Raw genomic sequence first — 17,877 nt, 5'->3', positions numbered from 1 at the left:
TGTTGTGCCAGAAACAACACAACCCCAACAGCTTTACCCCTCTGGTGAGCATCACCAGAAACTACTTCTTCCAGATTGGTTGTGCCGCCCACAAAGGCGACACGACAACAAGTCATGCCTGATGACCATAGCGAGTCGGTCCCACCCCTTCCCATCCCGAACAGGACCGTGAAACGACTCCACGCCGATGATAGTGCGGATTCCCGTGTGAAAGTAGGTAATCGTCAGGCTCCCCAGCAGCAAGCAAAAACCCCACCCCACAAGGTGGGGTTTTTGCGTTTGCGGCCGCAAAAAGCGGCGGCAATATGCCGCGAAATCGCCGGCCGGGGGTTCCCCCGGCGTTGTATGCCATCCGATCCAACTAAGCTCGTTTCCGCATCGGCGCCTGATACGACATGCCTGCGGTAAAGCGGTCGAGTCGTTCACTGGCATCGGTGATCGCCCAAAGGGGCGCGCTGCGCAGTTGCCGATCGTAATTCGTTGCGATTTCGGCGAAAAGCGCGAAGCCTGCGTTGTCCAATTTCCACTCGGCGGTCGCACTGCCGATGCCGAAAACGGCCGACACCGCACTGTTCGCCGCACCGAGTTGCGCGAGCACGCGCAGCGCCGGTGTTGCGGGAAAACGGAAGAGGTTGTGCCATGACGGTCCCGTGTTATACCTGTGCAGACGCATTAATGGCGCGGGCCGTAAAAGGTTGAGCCCTCACGCGGCGGCCGCAACCCCAATTGGCCGTCTTGAGCAGTGGGACGTGTGCACAAGCTAGTCGCCAGTCGGTCGACCGAGGGGCGTCCGGGCTTTCATTTTGCCCAGTCAGACCCTTTCGATTCCAATCGTCGACGTCACTCCTGATCCGCCTCATCAATCGGCGCTTTCCAAAGTCCATCTGCGCATCATGCCGTGCATTCAGGGATTGGTGCGAATGGGGCGGGCGAGGCCACGCTGCTTTACGTTTTGACTGGTACATTGCCAGGCACGGAAGGGAAGATCATCTTCGACGTTCATGACGTGACGCATGAATCCGATCATAAACGCCTGCGCTGCGGCGTCGCGCGTCCGTTTCAGGTGACGACCCTGTCCGCCAATCTGAGTGTGCGCGAAAAGCCGGCTGCAACGTCCTGTTGCAGGCCATGCTGAACGCCGCACAAATGACAGGGAGAACCCAGGCATGAAGATCCTGATTGCAAGGATGAACCACGAGACCAACACGTTTTCGCCGGTGGCCACGCCGCTGGCAGCGTTCGGCTGCAACGGCCCGAACCACGGTGAAGACGCACTCAACGAAAACAAGGGCATGCAGACGGCAATGGCCGCTTTCATCGACGCAGCCGAGCGCGAGCATGCCGGGATCGTGACACCCATTTCCGCATCGGCGAATCCGAGCGGCCCGGTCGAGGCCGCCGCTTATGACGCGATCTGCGATGCGATCGTTGCGGCCGCAACAGGCTGCGATGCCGTGATGCTCGATCTGCACGGCGCGATGGTCGCCGAGAATTCGAACGATGGTGAAGGCGATCTGCTCGAACGCGTGCGCGCCGCGCTGCCGAATGCGCCGATTGCGGTCGCACTCGATCTGCATGGCAACGTCACGCAGAAGATGATCGACAACGCCGACGTGATCGTCAGTTTCAAAACCTATCCGCATGTCGATATGTACGAGACCGGCGCGCATGCGGCGCGTCTGCTGTTCGATCTTATCCACGGCAAGGCGAAGCCGCTGATCGCATGGCGCCAACCGCCGCTGCTCACGCATACGCTGCGCAGTGCGACGGCCGAAGGCGCGATGAAACGTGCGGTAGAGGCCGCACGCGCAGCAGAGGCCGACGGTATGCTCGCGGTGTCGGTGTTGTCCGGTTTCTCGCTAGCCGATATCGAGGCGCCGTGTATCAGCGTCGTCGTGGTGTCGAACGGCGAGCGTGAGCAGGCGGAAGCAGTGGCGGAGCGAATCGCGCGACAGATCTGGAACGACCGCGAGGATTTCGTTTATCGCAGCGCGCCGCTGGCGGAGTCGGTGGCGCAGGCCGCAGCGCTCGCGCACGGCGCGGACAAACCGGTGCTGCTGCTCGATCATGGCGACAACTGCATGTCGGGCGGCACGTGCGACACGATGGATCTGCTGGAGGAAGCGCTCAAGCAGAAGCTTGAAGGGATCGTCAGCGGGCCGTTGTGCGATCCGCAAGCGGTCGCGGCGTTGATGGCGGCGGGCGTCGGCAGCACGGTGACGGTGACGATCGGCAATAAGGTCGCAAGCAGCGCGGTGATCCCGCGGCCGCCGGTTGCCGTGACCGGCGTAGTGCGTGCGCTGACCGATGGCGAATACGTGATCAGCGGCCCGACCTATACAGGCCAGCGTGCGTTCATGGGGCGCGCGGCGGTGCTCGACACCGGCACGGTCAAGCTCGTCATGACCGAGCGCACGCACGAACCATGGGACCTCGGCGTGTTCGAGAGCGTCGGCATCGATCCGCGCCGCGCGCGTTTCCTTTTGCTTAAATCACGCATGTACTGCCGCCCGGTATTTGTGCCTATCGCCGCGGCGCTGGTGGAGTGCGATAGCCGCGGCGTGACGAGTTCAGATTACGGGCTGTTCAAGTTCGAGCACGTGAAACGGCCGGTTTTTCCACTGGATGCGCAGACCGAGTGGGCACCGACGAATGAAGCAAGTTGAACAACGAACCGCGCTACTGACTGCGCAATGAACCGATGGAAACGCGCAGGTGAACATACTTGCCCTGTGGGGCTTGTGCGGCGCGCGCGGAGTCTCTATAATTCGCGCCTCTAAAGGCTCGTAGCTCAGTTGGTTAGAGCACCACCTTGACATGGTGGGGGTCGTTGGTTCGAATCCAATCGAGCCTACCAACGCAAATGTGACGTAGGTGAAAGCGGCTCCGCTTTCGCCTACTGTCATGTTGTCGCATCACATCGGCGCACATTGTCATCGTGCGGCTGTCCTGTCAGTTTCCCCCTTCCTTATTGCCTGTATTTCGTCACAGCTTGGCTCGTTCGCTGATGCCTTCGCGCGTTCGTGATCGACGTATGTCTATGCATTTTCACTAGCACATGCTCGTCAGCATACTGAGGCATCAACGTGAGTACTGTTGCCGCTTCACGTCGCAGTTTCCCGATGCGCGGTACAGTCGAGCCTCCAGGTCTCGCAACTGCATAAACTGCCGTGAGCTCGCGACACAGGGCCGGCAGCTTAAAAGGAAGCTGACGCAATGAAGAAGCTCATCAACGACGTCTCCGCGGTCGTCCCGGACATGCTCGACGGACTCGCGGCGCTCAATCCCAATCTCTCGTTGTTGCAAGGCAGCACGATCGTCGTGCGCGCCGATGCCGAGGCTGTTGCCGCGCGCGGAGAGGTCGCGTTGATCTCGGGTGGCGGCTCGGGCCACGAACCGGCTCATGGCGGCTACGTAGGCCATGGCATGCTGAGCGCTGCGGTAGCGGGCGAGGTATTTACGTCGCCCTCCACGGATGCCGTGCTCGACGCGATCCGCGCCGTAGCCGGCGCCGCGGGTGTCCTGCTGATCGTGAAGAACTACACGGGCGACCGCTTCAACTTCGGCCTCGCCGCCGAGATCACGCGCGCCGAGGGCATCCCCACGGAAATGGTAATCGTCGCCGACGACGTCGCCCTGGCGGCGAGCGGCGACCATGCGGGCCGTCGCGGGCTCGCCGGGACCGTGCTGGTTCACAAGATTGCCGGCGCGGCTGCCGCAGCGGGACGCCCCTTGGCCGAGGTTGCGCAGATTGCGCGCGACGTGGCCGCCTCGCTCGGCACGATGGGCGTTGCGCTCACACCGTGCACGGTGCCGGCCGCGGGCAAGCCGGGTTTCGAACTGGCCGATGGCGAAATCGAATGGGGCCTTGGCATTCACGGTGAACCCGGTGTTGAACGCGGTGCGCTGGAGCCGGCCGACGCGATCGTCGAAAGGCTGCTCGCGAAGATCGTCGGCGACTTGTCGTTGCAACCTGGTGCGCGGGTCGCTTTGCTGGTGAACAATCTCGGCGGCACGCCTTCGAGCGAGTTGAGCATTGTGGCCGGGTCCGCGCTTCGTTATCTGGCGGCACGCGGCATCCATGTGGAACGTGCGTGGGCCGGCACATTCCTGAGTGCGCTCGAGATGTCGGGTGTCTCGCTGACACTGCTGCGCGTCGACGATGAGCGGCTCGGCTGGCTCGACGCCGCCGCGCACACCACCGCATGGCCAGCGTTGAGCGGTCGCGTCGCACAGGTTTCCGTGCGGCCTGCACCTGCCACGCCCGATCGTACAAACGGCGCGACGCTCGCGCGAGAAGCCACGTTGCGCCACGTGATCGAAGCCGTTTGCACGTGCCTGCTCGAAGCCGAGCCGACCTTGACCGACATGGATCAACGCGTCGGCGATGGCGACCTCGGCATCAGCCTGTCGCGTGGGGCGCGCGGCATTCTCAATGAACTCGATACCTACCCTTCGGAAACAACGCCGGGAGCCGTGTTGCGCAGCATGTCCGCAACGGTCCGGCGGGTGGTCGGTGGCACCTCGGGCCCGCTTTACGCGGTGATGTTGTTGCGCGGTGCGGTCGCGCTCGAACAGGCGGACGGATCGTCGGCGAAGGCGTGGTCGGCGGCGTTCAGTGAGGGCGTCGCCGGATTGATGGCGTTAGGTGGTGCGCATCCGGGCGATCGCACGATGGTCGATGCGCTGAAACCTGCCGCCGATGCGTTGGAAGCCGCGCTCTCAAAGTCAGAAGGCGGGCTCGACGCGGCATTGAAAGCCACGGTCGATGCCGCGACCGAAGGCGCGGCCCAAACAGCGTCGATGCATCCACGGCGGGGGCGGTCGAGTTATGTCGGCGATCGCGCGCTCGGCCATGCGGATCCGGGTGCACATGCAGTGGCGTTGTGGCTCGCCGCGATTCGCGCGGCGCTGGCTTGAAGGAGTCCGCCGTCGCCCGAAAAGCGCGGCGGACCGGTCACGGACGAAGCAGATCGAAGCCGGCCAGCACAACAACCCCGCTTAGCACGATCAGCGATACCGAATGCTGTCCGAAGTAAAGAAGGGCCGCGGCCGACCAGGTCGTCGCCGTGAATGCTGCAATACGTTTCATGCTTAAAACCCCAATGCAATCGCCAGTAACCCGCTGACCACCCCGCAAACCACGACCGCCAGCGTCACCACCGTTAGCACGCGCCTCGGAAACGAGCGCCCAAGCATCGCCAACGACGGCACGCTGATCAGCGGCAGCGTCATCAGCAAAGCGCCGGCGGGGCCGGCGGCCATGCCGAAGGAGAGCATGGCCTGAATGATCGGCACTTCGCCCGCGGTCGGAATCACGAACAACGTTCCGGCGATCGCCAAAGCGACGATCCACAGCAGGCTGTTATCGATGCTGGGTCCGATGTGCGGAAACAGCCATGCGCGTGCCGCGCCGAGAATCAGCACCAGCACGATGTATTCAGGAATCAGCCGCAACGTCATGGTTCCGAGGATTCTCACCCAGCGCGTGAACGCGGTGCCCGGGTTGTCGGTGGTGACGAGTTGCGCCATTGCTTCGCGCGATGCTTCGGCTTCCTTCGGCGTGACCATCCGGTTCACCAGATAGCCGAGGCCGAACACCATCACGAGGCCCAAGGCGAGCCGCAAGCCCATCCATTGCCAGCCGAGCACGAAGCCCATAAAGATCAACGTGGCCGGATTGAGGGCAGTGTTACCCAGCCAGAACGCGATCGCCGCGCCCGGCGCCGCCTGCCGGGCGCGCAAGCCGGCCACGACCGGCGCCGCACAGCATGTGCACATCATGCCCGGCAACGACATCAGACCGCCCTTCACCACGCTGCTGAAGTCGGTCCGGCCGAGCACGCGCGCGACCCACTGCGGCGGAATCAGCGCCTGCACCGCAGAGCCCAGCAGAAGGCCGAGCACCATCGCTTGCCAGATTGCCTTGCCGTAGGCCAGCGCGTAGTCAATCGCCGCCTGCCACGATGCCGGCGGTGCGCTCGACGACGCGCCCATCAGAATCGATTTGCCGATCGAATGCTGGCTCGCGGCGACGAACGCGCGGTTGTAGTAGGGGAACCACTTCACATAGAAGAGTCCGACGACGGCGATCAGCAGAAACACGATCCAGCCAAGGGCGACACGGGGCTGCCGAAGGGTTGATTGCATGATGGATGGTCTCTTGAACGTTAGTTTTTAATCAGACGACAGCGAGGGCGCTGTTATCGAGTTGAGCAAGGAGTGCCTTTGCCTGCTCAACGACATCGGCGTCGTTGGGCCGAAAATTCATTTGCAATGCACGCGGCAGTTGGACGAAATGCTGATGGCTGCTGCGCGCGTACGCCGGATCATAGTGCCGTTCGATCAGCTCGCGAGCGAGCTCTGCCCGGCTATTTTCATCGACGAGGTGTTGCCAGCCCGTGACACGTTCGCGGCTATGCAAACCGATCATCTTCTGCAGTTGCGCTTTCAGCGATTCGGGATCGTCGAACAGATGCACATAGTCTTGCAGCAGGAACGCTGCGCGGTCCTCGTGGCTCGACAACACTTCGACGCAGGCGCCCTGATGGAACGTTTCGAGGAGCGCAAGCGGTAGCGAAATCGAACCGATCCGCCGGCTCTCCGCTTCGACGAACACCGGCCGTTTGGGATCGAACGCGCGCAGGGCGGTTGCCAGCAGTGTGTCGAAACGCTTTTGCGACGGCTGTACAACCCCCGCCCATGCGCCGAGCAGTGAGCCGCGATGGGCGGCCAGCGCTTCGAGATCCAGCGTCTGCGCGCCCGCCTGGCGCAGCGCCTCGAGCAGGCGAGTCTTGCCGCTGCCGGTCGGACCCACCAACGCGATGTAGTTGAACTTCTTCGGCAACAAATCGAGGGTGTCCAGCGTCGCCCGCCGATAGCTTTTATAGCCGCCGTCCAGCTGACGTGCCGGCCAGCCGATCATATTGAAGAGCGTCGTGACCGAACCTGAACGTTTCCCGCCGCGCCAGCAGTAGATCAGCGGCCGCCAGTTGCGTGGCCGGTCGGTGAACGTCGTTTCCAGGTGATGCGCGATATTGCGCGCAACCAGCGCCGCGCCGATCCGCGTGGCTTCGAACGGCGAGACCTGTTTGTAAGTCGTCCCGACCAGAACACGCTCTTCGTTGCTCAGCACAGGCGCATTGAGCGCGCCGGGAATGTGGTCTTCAGCGAATTCGAGAGGCGTGCGCACGTCGATGATTTCGTCGAAATCACCGGCTTGGTCGAGGCTGACGAGTAGGTTTTTCAAGGGGTTACGGACGAAACAGACCGGCGGGAGAAGCGGAATTATCGCATGCACCGTCAATGCCGGCTGGCGAGCCGTTCAGGCCCCCTTCCAGGACCTACGCCTTGCCTCGCCTCGCCCATAAAACCCGCTTCCTCTCAGATCACCTCGACTCGCCCTTCTCCGCTGACCATTTCGCCGATTACGCAGGCCTCGTCGAAACCGTCGGCACGGAACAGGGCGAGCACCTCGTCGACCGCTACCGGCGCGCACGACACCAGCAGACCGCCCGAGGTTTGCGGGTCGGTCAGCAGCGTGCGGGCCGTCGACGGCAACGAGGCCGGCAACACGATGTCTTTGCCGTATGCGTCCCAGTTGCGCCCCGAAGCGCCGGTAAAAATGCCGGCCTCCGCGAAGCTGACCACGTCGGGCAGCCAAGGCAAATCCGCATAGCGCACGCGGGCAGTCAGATTCGAGCCGCGCGCCAATTCCAGCGTATGGCCCAGCAGACCAAAACCGGTGATGTCCGTGAGGGCATGCACGCCGTCGAGTGTGGACAGCGCCGCGCCCGGCCGGTTGAGCTTGGTCGTGGCCGCGATCATCGCGGCATAGCCGTTTGAATCGAGCCGGTCCTTTTTCAATGCCGCCGACAGCACGCCCACGCCCAGCGGCTTGCCGAGGATCAGCACGTCGCCCGGCTGCGCACCGGTATTGCGTTTGACACGCCGCGGATCGACCACGCCGATCGCAACCAGGCCGTAAATCGGTTCCACCGAATCGATCGAATGACCACCGGCGAGGGGAATGCCGGCTTCGGCGCAGACGGACTCGCCGCCCTTGAGCACCGCAGCGATCACGTCGTGCGGCAACACATTGATCGGCATGCCGACGATCGCCAGCGCCATGATCGGTTTGCCGCCCATGGCGTAGACGTCGGACAGCGCGTTGGTGGCGGCGATGCGGCCAAAGTCGAACGGATCGTCGACGATCGGCATGAAGAAGTCGGTGGTGGCGACGATCGCCTGCTCGTCGTTGAGCCTGTAGACGGCGGCGTCGTCGGCGGTATCGTTGCCGACCAGCAGGTCGGGAAAGAACGGCAGCGGCGCGCTGCGCTTGAGCAGATCGGCAAGCAACCCAGGGGCGATTTTGCAGCCGCAGCCGCCGCCGTGCGACAGGCTAGTCAGCCGGGGCGATTGGATGCTGTTTGCGTTGGTATCGGTCATTGGCGCGGATTTCAGGCTCTAAATGACGACATTATGATGGTTGTTCCGGCACAGCGTAGTCATGGCGGGCGGGCGCCGCATGGGGCCTTTGCAGCGGCAATCTGTGAGGCTCGGTCAGAAGAGCCCCTACGGAGGCGCATCGCTTCGTTGCCGCAATTGTCGGACAAAGGGTTGCACCCTTGGCTGCAAGACTCTATTTGGGGTTCTATAATAAATTTCAGCATCCCCACAACAGCCGAGGCCATCAAATGCCCCACGTGTCCCGGCGACAATTTCTGAAGGTCTCCGCCACCACGCTCGCCGGATCAAGTTTGGCCCTCATGGGCTTCTCTCCGGCACCCGCGCTTGCCGAAGTCCGTCAGTACAAACTGTCGCGCACAACCGAAACCCGCAACACCTGTCCATACTGCTCGGTGGGCTGCGGCATCCTGATGTATGGACTTGGCGACAACGCCAAGAATGCAAAGTCCAGCATCATCCACATCGAAGGCGATCCCGACCACCCTGTGAATCGCGGCACGTTGTGCCCGAAGGGCGCGAGCCTGATCGACTTCATTCACAGTCCGAGCCGTCTGAAGTATTCGGAGTACCGCGCGGCGGGATCGAATGAATGGAAGCGGATTTCCTGGGAAGATGCGCTCGATCGTATCGCCAGACTGATGAAGGAGGACCGCGATGCCAACTTCGTCGAGACGACGGAAGACGGCAAGAAGGTCAACCGCTGGCTGACCACCGGCATGCTCGCCGCATCGGCCGGTAGCAATGAAGTGGGATATTTGACGCACAAGACTGTCCGCAGTCTTGGCATGCTCGCATTCGATAATCAGGCACGTGTTTGACATGGCCCGACGGTGGCAGGTCTTGCCCCGACGTTTGGCCGTGGAGCGATGACGAACCATTGGGTCGACATCAAGAATGCGGACGTGATTCTGGTCATGGGCGGCAATGCAGCCGAGGCGCACCCGTGCGGATTCAAGTGGGTCACGGAAGCGAAGGCGCATCGCAAGGCAAGATTGATCGTGGTCGATCCGCGCTTTACGCGTACGGCGTCGGTCGCGGATTACTACGCGCAGATTCGGACCGGCTCGGACATCGTGTTTCTGGGCGGGGTGATCAACTATTTGCTCACCAACGACAAGATTCAGCACGAGTACGTCAAGAACTACACGGACATGCCGTTTATCGTGCGCGAGGATTTCTCGTTCACGGACGGGCTTTATTCAGGCTACAACGCCGACGAGCGTAAGTACGACCAGAGCTCGTGGGACTACGAACGCGGTGACGACGGCTTTGCCAAGGTCGATCCCACGCTTCAGCATCCGCGCTGCGTCTACAACCTGATGAAGCAGCACTACTCGCGCTATACGCCCGAGCAGGTCGAGAAAGCCTGCGGCACGCCGAAGGAGAAATTCCTGAAGGTCTGCGAAATGCTGGCATCGACGGCCGTTCCCGGACGCGCGGGCACGATCCTGTATGCACTCGGCTGGACTCATCACTCGGTCGGCGCGCAGATCATCCGGACCGGCGCGATGGTGCAATTGCTGCTCGGCAACATCGGCATTGCGGGCGGCGGCATGAATGCGCTGCGCGGCCACTCAAACATTCAGGGCTTGACTGACCTTGGCCTGATGTCGAACCTGTTGCCGGGCTACATGACGCTGCCGATGGAGGCCGAGCAGGACTTCGACGCCTTCATCGCGAAGCGTGCGACGCAGCCGCTGCGGCCGAACCAGCTCAGCTACTGGCGCAACTATCGCGCCTTTCACGTCAGCTTCATGAAGTCGTGGTGGGGCGATAACGCGACCGCCGGGAACAACTTCGGCTACGACTATCTGCCGAAGCTCGATAAGTCATACGACATGCTGCAGGTCTTCGAGCTGATGAATCAAGGCAAGATGACCGGCTACATCGCGCAGGGCTTCAACCCGCTTGCCGCTGCGCCGAACAAGGCGAAGATCGGCGCGAGTCTGGCCAAGCTGAAGTGGCTCGTCATCATGGATCCGCTCGCCACCGAAACCTCCGAGTTCTGGAAGAACTTCGGCGAGTTCAACGACGTCGATCCGTCGGCGATTCAAACGGAAGTTTTCCGTCTGCCGACCACGTGTTTCGCGGAAGAACGCGGTTCGCTGGTCAGCTCCAGCCGCGTGCTGCAGTGGCACTGGCAGGGTGCGGACGGCCCGGGCGAATCGAAGAGCGACCTGGAGATCATGTCGGGGCTCTGGCTGCGTATTCGTAAGGCTTATAAAGAGAACGGCGGCAAGTATCCCGATCCGATTCTCAACATGAGCTGGCCGTATTCAGACCCGGAAAGCCCGACGCCTGAGGAAATCGCCATGGAGTTCAATGGCACCGCGCTGGCCGACGTGACCGACGCTGCCGACAAAACCAAGGTGCTCGCCAAAAAGGGCGAGCAGCTAGCGAGCTTCGCGCAGCTTCGGGACGACGGCAGCACGGCAAGCGGCTGCTGGATTTTCTGCGGTGCGTGGACCGAGGCGGGCAACCAGATGGGCCGGCGCGACAACTCCGACCCGACCGGTATCGGCAATACGCTGAACTGGGCGTGGGCGTGGCCCGCGAACCGGCGGATTCTGTACAACCGGGCTTCGTGCGACGTCAGCGGCAAGCCGTTCGACTCCACGCGCAAGTTGATCGCGTGGAACGGCACGGCGTGGACCGGTGCGGACATTCCCGACTTCAAGGTCGACGAACCGCCTGAAAACGGCATGAATCCGTTCATCATGAATCCAGAAGGCGTGGCGCGCTTCTTCGCGCGCGACGAATTGGTGGAAGGTCCATTTCCCGAGCACTACGAACCGTTCGAAACTCCGCTTGGTTACAACCCGCTGCATCCGGACAACAAGGCGGTCGTCAGCAATCCGGCGGCGCGCGTGTTCCCGGACGATCGGGCCGCATTCGGCACGCATGAGAACTTCCCGCATACGGCGACCACGTATCGTCTGACCGAACATTTCCACTACTGGACCAAGCACGCGCGTTTGAACGCGATCGTGCAGCCGCAACAGTTCGTGGAAATCGGCGAGGATCTGGCCAAGGAGGTGGGCGTGGTCGCGGGGGATCGCGTGAAGGTGTCGTCCAATCGCGGGCACATCATCGCCGTGGCGCTCGTGACCAAGCGGATCAAACCGCTGATGATCGAAGGGAAAAAGGTACAGACAGTCGGGTTGCCCTTGCATTGGGGCTTCAAGGGGCTCGCGAAGCCGGGCTATCTCGTCAATACGCTGACGCCCTCCGTGGGCGACGGGAATTCGCAAACACCGGAATTCAAGTCGTTCCTCGTCAAGGTCGAAAAGGCATAAGGAAAAGAGATGGCACTGCAATCACTGGATATCAAACGCCTCTCGGCCACGACCTTGCCCGAACCGCAAGTGCGTGAGCCGGTGACGGGCACGGTCGCCAAGCTCATCGACGTATCGAAGTGCATTGGCTGCAAGGCGTGTCAGACGGCCTGTATGGAGTGGAACGATCTGCGCGACGAGATCGGCACGACGACCGGCATCTATGACAACCCGCGCGATCTGTCAGAGCATTCGTGGACCGTCATGCGGTTCTCGGAGTACGAGAACACCGAGGGCGATCTCGAGTGGCTGATCCGCAAGGACGGCTGCATGCATTGCGAGGATCCGGGCTGCCTGAAGGCGTGTCCTTCGCCGGGTGCGATCGTGCAGTACACGAACGGCATCGTGGATTTTCACGAGGAGAACTGCATCGGCTGCGGCTATTGCATAACCGGTTGCCCGTTCAACGTGCCGCGCATTTCGAAGAAGGATAACCGCGCGTACAAGTGCACGCTGTGTTCGGACCGTGTGGCTGTTGGTCAGGAACCGGCGTGTGTGAAGACCTGCCCGACCGGCGCGATCATGTTCGGCACCAAGGAGGACATGAAGCAGCAGGCGGCGGATCGGATTGTCGATCTGAAGGAGCGCGGTTTCCAGAACGCCGGTTTGTACGATCCTGCCGGCGTGGGCGGCACGCACGTCATGTACGTGCTGCATCACGCCGACAAAGCCAACCTGTATCACGGCTTGCCGCAGAATCCGAAGATCAGCGCGATGGTTTATCTGTGGAAGGGCCTGGCCAAACCGCTGGCGCTGGCAGGGATCGCGTTTGCGGCGCTGGCAGGCTTCTTCCACTACACGCGCGTCGGTCCAAACGAGGTGACGGAGGCGGAAGAGGCCGAAGCACAGCATGAAGCCGATGAAGCACGCCGTTCGCGGGAGGCATCCGATGAAGCACGCTGAAAATCACGAGCATGTTGTGCTGAAAGATGTGAAGGGCAACAGCCTGATCCAGCGCTACACGCCGAATGAACGGACGAATCACTGGATCACGGCGATCACGTTTGTTCTGCTGGCGCTCTCCGGCCTCGCCATGTTTCATCCGGCGATGTCGTGGCTGTATGCGATCTTCGGCGGCGGGCAATGGACGCGAATTCTGCATCCGTTCGTCGGCTGTGTGATGTTCCTGTCGTTCCTGATTCTTGCGCTGCGTTTCTGGCACCACAACTATCTCGACCGCGCTGACATCCAGTGGATGAAGCAGATCGGCGACGTGCTCAACAATCGCGAGGATAAGCTCCCCGCGATCGGGAAGTACAACGCCGGTCAAAAGCTGCTATTTTTCACCATGGTGGTCTGCCTGCTGCTGTTGCTGGCGAGCGGCGTCGTGATCTGGCGGCGCTATTTCTCGTTCTATTTCCCGATCGAGATCATCCGCTTTGCGGCGCTGGTTCATGCTGCGGCTGCGTTCGTGCTGATCGTCGGCATCGTCATGCATATTTACGCGGCGTTGTGGATCAAGGGCTCGATCGGCGCAATGACGCGCGGCACCGTGACCTACGGCTGGGCGAGAAAACACCATCCGAACTGGTTCAAGGAAATCATCGGCAAGTAGGACCGGTAAAGGATAGATAAGAAGCGCGGCGCAACTTGCCGAGCACCGCACCCGAGCCGCCGCGCGTGTTCGACGAACTGCGGCGGCTCTTCAGTTTTTAGAGGTTGATATTTTGGTTCAACGCATTCTTGAAGCCGGCGATATCGAGTCGCTCGATCATACGGCGATTCCCCGCATTCGTACGCCGGAACGACTGGCGGTCTTTTCGGCACGCGCCGCGCGGCTGCGTCAACTGGCGGCGCTCAGCAATCCGATCGCCGGCTATTTGCGCCTGATGGCCGTGCTGGCGGACGCGCAGCAAGCCGTGATCACCAGCTTCAAGGCACAGCCGCCCAGCGCCGAGTTGATCGCGAGCGCACAACAGCATTCCATGCCGTTGATTCCGGCGCTCTCCGGTGTGCGCGACCCGGCGTGGCACGACGTTCTGCTGCAGTTGGTCGACAGGGTTCAAGCCGCCGGCCCGCTCACACCGCCGCTCGAAGCGCTCCTCGCCAGGCTGCGAATACTCGATAAAGCCACGCTCGAAGCCCAGGCCGATGCGATCTTCGCGCAGCGCTTCGAGGAAGTCGATCCGGCGAGCGCGCCATTCATCATGGCCGCGCTGCAAGTGGTCTGGACCGACCTCGCCGCCGATATCGACAAGCGCGATGTGCCGTACATCGAAACGCTCGGCCTGTGTCCGGTATGTGGATCGCATCCGGTGGCGAGCATGGTGCGCGTGGGCGGTGCGTATGACAATTACCGCTATCTGCAATGCGGTTTGTGTGCGACGGAGTGGCACATGGTCCGTGCGAAATGTTCGAACTGCGACTCGACCAAGGGCATTGCCTATCATGCCGTCGGCTCGCAGGACGCCGACGAGGCCACCCGGGAAGCCGATTCGAAGAATGCAGCCTTGAAGGCAGAGTCGTGCGACGAATGCCATACTTACCGGAAGATCGGCCTTCAGTCGAAGGACTACGATTTCGAACCGTTCGCGGACGATCTCGCCAGTCTCACGCTGGATTTGCTGATGGGAGCGGAAGGTTACCGGCGCGCGTCGCCGCATCCGTGGCTGTGGCCCGAGCAGGCCGACACCGCGGCTGAGTCTTCCGGCGCGTCGGACTGAAACTCGACTGAAGAAAAAGGATTGCTTCGTGAGCGATGTAACCGGCTCTGAATTGCGTGCGTTGATGGCGCGTGTGCCGTCGGTGGAAAAGGTGATGGCATCCGCCGAGTTTGCGGCGCTTCTGAGCGAGTTCGGCCGCACGCAGGTGTTGAATGCCTTGCGTCACGCGCTCGACACCTGGCGCGCCAGCGCGCAGTCCGGCGTTGCGTCGGTGAGCGCGCTCGATGTCGCGCAACTACAGATATCGGTCGAAGCTGCGCTGCGCCGGCGCAACGCGGCCCGCTTGCGCAGTGTCTTCAATCTGACCGGTACCGTGCTGCATACCAACCTCGGCCGCGCATTGCTGCCCGACGAAGCGGTGCACGCCGTCATGAAGGCTCTCACACAACCGGCCAACCTCGAGTTCGATCTCGACACCGGCAAACGCGGTGACCGCGACGACCTGATCGACGAACTCATCTGCGAACTGACCGGCGCCGAAGCGGCGACCGTGGTCAACAATAATGCTGCAGCGGTGTTGCTCACGTTGTCCGCGCTGGCGTCGAAGAAAGAAGTGATCGTGTCGCGTGGCGAACTGGTTGAAATCGGCGGCGCATTTCGCATTCCCGATATCATGAGCCGCGCGGGCGCCAAGCTGCGCGAGGTCGGCACCACCAATCGCACGCATCTGAAGGACTACGATGAAGCCATCGGTCCGCAAACCGCGCTGCTGATGAAAGTCCACGCGAGCAACTACGCAATCAACGGATTCACCAAAGAGGTCGGGGTCGGCGTCATCGCGCCGCTCGCCCACGCGCGCGGTCTCGCCGTTGCCGTGGACCTCGGCAGTGGCACGCTGGTCGATCTGACGCAATGGGGTTTGCCGCGTGAGACGACGGTGCGCGAAACCATCGAAGCCGGCGCCGACCTTGTCACGTTTAGCGGCGACAAACTGCTTGGCGGCCCGCAAGCCGGTTTGATCGTTGGCCGGCGCGATCTGATCGCAAAGATCAAGAAGCATCCCCTCAAGCGCGCGCTGCGGGTCGGCAAATTGACGCTCGCGGCACTGGAACCCGTGCTGCAGATGTATCGCACGCCAGAGAAGCTCGCCGAGCGGCTGACCACGCTGCGTTTGCTCACGCGCCCGAGTGACGATATCCGGCTCACCGCCGAGCGGGTACTGCCTGCGTTGCAGCGCGCGGCCGGCGAACGCTACGCCGTAGTGGCCGAGCCCATGTTCAGCCAGATCGGCAGCGGCGCGTTGCCCGTCGATGTGCTGCCGAGCTACGGCCTCGCCGTCAGGACCGCCGACGGCAAGCGCGGCGGCCGTCAATTGCTCGCGCTCGAGAAGCGCTTGCGCGAGATGGCGCGACCGGTCATCGGCCGTATCGCCGACGATGCATTGCGTCTCGATCTCCGCTGTCTCGAAGCCGCCGATGAAGCGCAGTTGATCGAGCAACTGAAGGGCGTGCACGCATGATCGTCGGTACGGCGGGGCATATTGACCACGGCAAAACGAGTCTGGTGAGAGCGCTGTCGGGCGTCGATACGGATCGACTCAAGGAAGAAAAGGCGCGCGGCATTTCGATCGAACTGGGCTATGCATACGTGCCGCTTGAAAACGGCGACGTGCTCGGCCTGATCGACGTGCCGGGCCACGAAAAGCTCGTCCATACGATGACCGCGGGCGCAAGCGGGATCGATTTCGCTCTGCTCGTGATCGCTGCCGACGACGGCGTGATGCCGCAAACGCGCGAACATCTGGCGATTGTCGAACTACTTGGCATCAAGCGCGGCGCGATAGCGCTGACCAAGATAGACCGCGTCGATGCGCAGCGGCTGCAGCAAGTGCATGACGAAATCGCCGCGTTTCTAAGCGGCAGCGTGCTGCAGGACGCGCCCGTGTTCGATACCAACGCACTAAGTGAAGACGACCCTGGCGTGGCCGCACTGAAGGCGCATTTGCGCGCAGCGGCGGCAGCGTGGCGCATGAAGCGTGACGACGGCCTGTTCCGTCTCGCGGTCGACCGGGTCTTCACGCTCGCGGGCCAAGGCACGATCGTGACAGGGACCGTGGTGTCGGGGCGCGTGACGGTGGGCGATACGATGCTGCTCGCGCCGAAAAATCAGCCGGTGCGCGTGCGTAGCATTCATGCGCAGAATCGTCCGGCCGAGACCGGCCGGGCAGGCGAGCGCTGCGCGTTGAACCTTGCAGGCATCGAGAAGAGCGCAATTGACCGCGGCGACTGGATCGTCGATCCGCGTCTGTCGCAAGCCTCGGAGCGCATCGACGTCATGCTGACGCTGCTCGCCGATGCACCGTTGATGCTGGAGCATTGGGCGCCGCTGCATGTGCATCTGGGCACGCAGCATCAGGTGGCGCACGTCGCGTTGCTCGATGGCGAGACGCTCGGCGCCGGTCAGTCGGCGCGCGTGCAATTCGTGTTCGAACGTCCGGTGTGTGCGCTTCCCGGCGACCGCTTTGTGGTGCGCAATGCGCAAGCAAATCGCACGGTTGGCGGCGGTCGTGTGCTTGATCCGTTTGCGCCTTCGCGCAAGCGTCGGTCAGCGGAGCGGCTCGCGTGGATCGAGGCGATTCAGATCATGCTCGACACCGGCGCGCTGGATTCGCTTTTAGCAAGGGCTCCGTATGGGTTGTCCCGTTCGTTGCTGGAAAGACTGACCGGCATGCCGGCGGCCTTGCTCAAGTTGCCGTCTGACACGCGGGTTGTGGAGCTTCCCGGCGGTAATGACGCGTTGTTGATCGCCGATGTGTCATGGCGAACGCTGAATACGCGGTTGACTTCGACGCTAAAGCAGTACCACGAGCGCTCGCCGGATGAACTGGGCCCGGATGGTTCGCGCTTACGGCGGATCGCAGCGCCTCTCGTCGACGATGCTTTGTGGCGTGCGTTAGTGGACGATGCGGCGGCGCGCGGTGAGATTGTCAGACGCGGTCCGTGGTTGCATCTGCCGGACCACGCGGTGACGCTCGACGACGCCGACCGTGCGCTCGCGGCGGCGCTGCTGCCGGCGCTGAAAGAGGGACGCTTCGATCCGCCCTGGGTGCGTGATCTGGCAAACGCACATGGCGTATCCGAAGACCGCATGCGGCAATTGCTGCGCAAGCTCGCGCGGCAAGGCGAGCTTTTTCAGGTCGTGCGCGACCTCTTTTATCACCATGAGGTGATTCGTGAACTGGCTTTGATGGCGGGTTCCGAAGCGCAAAAGAATGCGGGTACGGTAGCGGCTGCACCGTTTCGCGATGTCACCGGTCTTGGTCGAAAGCGAGCGATTCAGCTTTTGGAATTCTTCGACCGCGTTGGGTATACTCGCTTCCACCGTGGCCTGCATCTGATGCGCACGGATAGTCGTTGGCTCGATCTGCTTTGATTCGGCGTTCGAGTTGCGGCGCGTAGTTTAAGTAGTTC

12 protein-coding genes, 1 tRNA gene, 1 rRNA gene and 2 pseudogenes are annotated in these 17,877 nt (G+C 62.2%); 11 read left to right on the top strand and 5 right to left on the bottom strand.

Annotated elements, in window-relative coordinates; genetic code table 11:
- Nucleotides 1–117 precede the first annotated feature (117 nt).
- Nucleotides 118–230, top strand: a 5S ribosomal RNA gene (rrf, locus tag HHL24_RS39760).
- 131 nt (nt 231–361) lie between these two features.
- On the opposite strand, the pseudogene HHL24_RS39755 reads toward rrf, so the two are convergent.
- A pseudogene (locus HHL24_RS39755) lies at nt 362–589 on the bottom strand (hypothetical protein); the annotation flags it as partial.
- 309 nt (nt 590–898) lie between these two features.
- On the opposite strand from HHL24_RS39755, the pseudogene HHL24_RS39750 reads away from it, so the two are divergent.
- From HHL24_RS39750 to dhaK, 4 genes and pseudogenes are all read left to right on the top strand, one after another.
- Nucleotides 899–1,099, top strand: a pseudogene (locus HHL24_RS39750) (ATP-binding cassette domain-containing protein); the annotation flags it as partial.
- Nucleotides 1,100–1,166: 67 nt separating this feature from the next.
- Nucleotides 1,167–2,666, top strand: a complete 1,500-nt coding sequence (locus tag HHL24_RS39745) for a M81 family metallopeptidase (RefSeq protein ID WP_169490755.1) — start codon at nt 1,167–1,169, stop codon at nt 2,664–2,666.
- Nucleotides 2,667–2,780: 114 nt separating this feature from the next.
- Nucleotides 2,781–2,857, top strand: a tRNA-Val gene (locus HHL24_RS39740).
- A gap of 359 nt (nt 2,858–3,216) precedes the next feature.
- The gene (dhaK, locus tag HHL24_RS39735) at nt 3,217–4,920 is read left to right on the top strand and encodes a dihydroxyacetone kinase subunit DhaK (RefSeq protein WP_169490754.1); all 1,704 of its coding nucleotides are present in this window, start codon (nt 3,217–3,219) and stop codon (nt 4,918–4,920) included.
- 37 nt (nt 4,921–4,957) lie between these two features.
- Here dhaK and HHL24_RS44700 read toward each other — a convergent pair whose 3' ends face one another.
- From HHL24_RS44700 to selD, 4 genes are all read right to left on the bottom strand, one after another.
- Nucleotides 4,958–5,092: a hypothetical protein gene (locus tag HHL24_RS44700; RefSeq protein WP_268966780.1), complete on the bottom strand. Its 135-nt coding sequence runs from the start codon at nt 5,090–5,092 to the stop codon at nt 4,958–4,960.
- A gap of 2 nt (nt 5,093–5,094) precedes the next feature.
- Complete coding sequence (locus tag HHL24_RS39730; RefSeq protein ID WP_169490753.1) at nt 5,095–6,150, bottom strand: permease; 1,056 nt, start codon at nt 6,148–6,150, stop codon at nt 5,095–5,097.
- Between the two features lie 31 nt (nt 6,151–6,181).
- Complete coding sequence (gene mnmH, locus HHL24_RS39725) at nt 6,182–7,249, bottom strand: tRNA 2-selenouridine(34) synthase MnmH (protein ID WP_169490752.1); 1,068 nt, start codon at nt 7,247–7,249, stop codon at nt 6,182–6,184.
- A 134-nt stretch (nt 7,250–7,383) separates the two neighbouring features.
- Entirely contained in the window at nt 7,384–8,448 is a 1,065-nt protein-coding gene (gene selD, locus HHL24_RS39720) for a selenide, water dikinase SelD (protein ID WP_169490751.1), read from the bottom strand.
- 248 nt (nt 8,449–8,696) lie between these two features.
- Here selD and fdnG point away from each other — a divergent pair, with 248 nt between their 5' ends.
- The 6 genes from fdnG to selB all read left to right on the top strand — a co-directional run bounded on the left by fdnG (nt 8,697) and on the right by selB (nt 17,839).
- Nucleotides 8,697–11,765: a formate dehydrogenase-N subunit alpha gene (gene fdnG / locus HHL24_RS39715; protein WP_169490750.1), complete on the top strand. Its 3,069-nt coding sequence runs from the start codon at nt 8,697–8,699 to the stop codon at nt 11,763–11,765.
- Between the two features lie 9 nt (nt 11,766–11,774).
- Nucleotides 11,775–12,707 carry a formate dehydrogenase subunit beta gene (fdxH, locus tag HHL24_RS39710; protein ID WP_169490749.1) on the top strand — a complete coding sequence of 311 codons (933 nt, stop codon included), beginning with the start codon at nt 11,775–11,777 and terminating at the stop codon, nt 12,705–12,707.
- Nucleotides 12,694–13,359 carry a formate dehydrogenase subunit gamma gene (locus HHL24_RS39705; RefSeq protein ID WP_169490748.1) on the top strand — a complete coding sequence of 222 codons (666 nt, stop codon included), beginning with the start codon at nt 12,694–12,696 and terminating at the stop codon, nt 13,357–13,359. The genes fdxH and HHL24_RS39705 overlap by 14 nt, the downstream gene beginning before the upstream one ends.
- A gap of 112 nt (nt 13,360–13,471) precedes the next feature.
- Entirely contained in the window at nt 13,472–14,467 is a 996-nt protein-coding gene (gene fdhE, locus HHL24_RS39700; protein ID WP_169490747.1) for a formate dehydrogenase accessory protein FdhE, read from the top strand.
- A 28-nt stretch (nt 14,468–14,495) separates the two neighbouring features.
- Nucleotides 14,496–15,926: an L-seryl-tRNA(Sec) selenium transferase gene (gene selA, locus HHL24_RS39695; protein WP_169490746.1), complete on the top strand. Its 1,431-nt coding sequence runs from the start codon at nt 14,496–14,498 to the stop codon at nt 15,924–15,926.
- Nucleotides 15,923–17,839, top strand: coding sequence for a selenocysteine-specific translation elongation factor (gene selB, locus HHL24_RS39690; protein WP_169490745.1), 1,917 nt, complete (start codon nt 15,923–15,925; stop codon nt 17,837–17,839). Before selA ends, selB begins: the two co-directional genes overlap by 4 nt.
- Nucleotides 17,840–17,877 lie beyond the last annotated feature (38 nt).

Source organism: Paraburkholderia polaris (genome assembly GCF_012927345.1).
Lineage (GTDB): Bacteria > Pseudomonadota > Gammaproteobacteria > Burkholderiales > Burkholderiaceae > Paraburkholderia > Paraburkholderia polaris.
Note: the sequence above shows the minus strand (reverse complement) of the source record. Positions and strands in the feature narration are given on the sequence as shown.